Annotated in this window: 3 protein-coding genes; all 3 read left to right on the plus strand. The window is 62.6% G+C overall.

The annotated features are described in order from the left end of the window. On the plus strand, positions 1–768 hold a 768-nt coding region (locus IC40_RS0125385), incomplete at its 5' end, for a 2-keto-4-pentenoate hydratase (RefSeq protein ID WP_030137467.1). Between the two features lie 9 nt (positions 769–777). Continuing rightward, positions 778–1,695: an acetaldehyde dehydrogenase (acetylating) gene (locus IC40_RS0125390; protein WP_030137468.1), complete on the plus strand. Its 918-nt coding sequence runs from the start codon at positions 778–780 to the stop codon at positions 1,693–1,695. Next, positions 1,692–2,521, plus strand: an 830-nt coding sequence (dmpG, locus tag IC40_RS0125395) for a 4-hydroxy-2-oxovalerate aldolase (protein WP_030137469.1), incomplete at its 3' end; no start/stop codon positions are given. The genes IC40_RS0125390 and dmpG, both read left to right, overlap by 4 nt.

Raw genomic sequence — 2,521 nt, forward strand, 5'->3', positions numbered from 1 at the left:
CGCGACGAGCTTGCTGCCGAGTTGGCCGAGGCGGAGCGCAGTCGGGTGCCGACCACTCCGTTGACGGATCGGTTTCCGGATATCGATGTGGTGGATGCCTATGAGATCCAGTTGATCAATATCCGGCAGCGGGTGGGGCAGGGTGCGCGGGTGATCGGGCACAAGGTGGGTCTGTCCTCGGAGGCGATGCAGAAGATGATGGGGGTTGATGAGCCTGATTACGGTCATCTGCTTGCCGATATGGAGGTGTTCGAGGACAAACCGGTGGCGGCGGGCCGGTTTTTGTATCCGCGGGTGGAGGTCGAGGTGGGGTTTGTCTTGGCCGATGATCTGCCCGGGGCGGGGTGTACTGAGGATGATGTGTTGGCCGCGACGGCGGCGTATGCGCCGTCGATCGAGTTGATCGATACCCGGATCACCGATTGGAAGATCAAGTTGTGCGACACGATCGCCGATAACGCGTCCTCGGCGGGGTGGGTGCTGGGCCGTGAGCGGGTGTCGCCCAAGGACATCGATATCAAGAACATCAACGCTGTGCTGAGCTGCAACGGTGAGCGGGTCGCTGAGGGGCGCAGTGATGCGGTGTTGGGTAATCCGGTGACTTCGGTGGCGTGGTTGGCGCGCAAGGTCGATCAGTTCGGGGTGCGCTTGAAGGCGGGGGACATCGTGTTGCCGGGTGCCTGCATGCGGGCGGTGGATGCTCGGCCGGGGGATGAGTTTGTCGCTGATTTCGACGGGCTGGGTTCGGTTCGTCTGTCTTTTGAATAGGAGCCACGTATGGCTGAGAAGTTGAGTGTTGCGATTGTGGGGTCGGGCAATATCAGTACCGACCTGTTGTACAAGTTGTTGCGGTCGGAGTGGTTGGAGCCGCGGTGGATGATCGGGATCGATCCGGCCTCGGAGGGGTTGGCGCGTGCCCGCACGCTGGGGTTGGAGACTTCGCATGAGGGGGTGGATTGGCTGCTGGGCCAGTCCGAGAAGCCCGATGTGGTGTTCGAGGCGACCAGTGCGTATGTGCATCGTGATGCGGCGCCGCGGTATGCCGAGGCGGGGATCACGGCGATCGATCTGACTCCGGCGGCGGTGGGGCCGGGGGTGATTCCGCCGGCGAATCTGCGGGCGCATTTGGGTGCGCCGAATGTGAACATGGTGACCTGTGGTGGGCAGGCGACGATCCCGATGGTGTATGCCGTCTCGCGGGTGGTGGATGTGGGGTATGCCGAGATTGTGGCGTCGGTGTCGAGTGCGTCGGCGGGGCCGGGGACGCGGGCCAATATCGATGAGTTCACCAAGACCACCAGCGCTGGTGTGCAGCATATCGGTGGGGCGCGTAGTGGTAAGGCGATCATCATTTTGAACCCGGCGGATCCGCCGATGATCATGCGCGACACCATTTTCTGCGCTATCCCTGAGGATGCCGATCACGCGGCGATCACCGCCTCGATCAAGGAGGTCGTCGCCGAGGTGCAGACTTATGTGCCCGGGTACCGGTTGCTCAATGAGCCGCAGTTCGATGAGCCGTCGGTGGTCAATGGTGGCCAGCATGTGGTGACCATCTTCGTTGAGGTCGAGGGGGCCGGGGATTATCTGCCGCCGTATGCGGGGAATTTGGACATCATGACCGCGGCGGCGACCAAGGTCGGCGAGGAGATCGCCAAGGAACGCAGCGCAGCGGGAGCAGGAGTGCAGGCATGAGCGGCACGGGTGAGATTTTCTTCAATCCGGTGTGGGATGTCCGGATGACCGACACCTCGCTGCGTGATGGGTCTCATCACAAGCGTCATCAGTTCACCGCCGATGAGGTGCGCTCGATTGTGGCGGCGTTGGATACCGCGGGGGTGCCGGTGATCGAGGTGACCCATGGTGACGGGTTGGGTGGCTCGTCGTTCAATTACGGGTTTTCCAAGACTCCTGAGCAGGAGTTGATCAAGCTGGCGGCCGAGACGGCCAAGGATGCCAAGATCGCGTTTTTGATGTTGCCGGGGGTGGGGACCAAGGAGGACATCAAGGAGGCGCAGAACAACGGTGGGGAGATCTGCCGCATCGCCACTCACTGCACCGAGGCTGATGTGTCGATCCAGCATTTCGGGTTGGCCCGTGAGCTCGGGTTGGAGACGGTCGGGTTTTTGATGATGTCGCACACGATCTCGCCGGAGAAGCTGGCCGCTCAGGCCCGGATCATGGCCGATGCGGGCTGCCAGTGTGTGTATGTGGTGGATTCGGCGGGGGCGTTGGTGCTCGATCAGGTCGCTGATCGGGTGTCGGCGTTGGTTGCCGAGCTCGGCGATGATGCGCAGGTCGGTTTTCATGGTCATGAGAACCTCGGGCTCGGTGTGGCCAACAGCATCGAGGCGGTGCGGGCCGGGGCCAAGCAGATCGACGGGTCGTGTCGTCGGTTCGGGGCCGGTGCGGGTAATGCGCCGGTGGAGGCGATGATCGGGGTGTTCGACAAGATCGGTGTCAAGACCGGGATCGATTTCTTCGAGATCGCCGATGCCGCCGAAGAGGTCGTCGCCCCGGC

The organism is Mycolicibacterium neoaurum ATCC 25795, from assembly GCF_000691525.1.
GTDB classification, from domain to species: Bacteria; Actinomycetota; Actinomycetes; order Mycobacteriales; family Mycobacteriaceae; genus Mycobacterium; species Mycobacterium neoaurum.

Bases quoted from the DNA above. Each gene is read 5' to 3' on its own strand.
- IC40_RS0125390 (WP_030137468.1), top strand. From the start codon at position 778: ATGGCTGAGAAGTTGAGTGTTGCGATTGTGGGGTCGGGCAATATCAGT.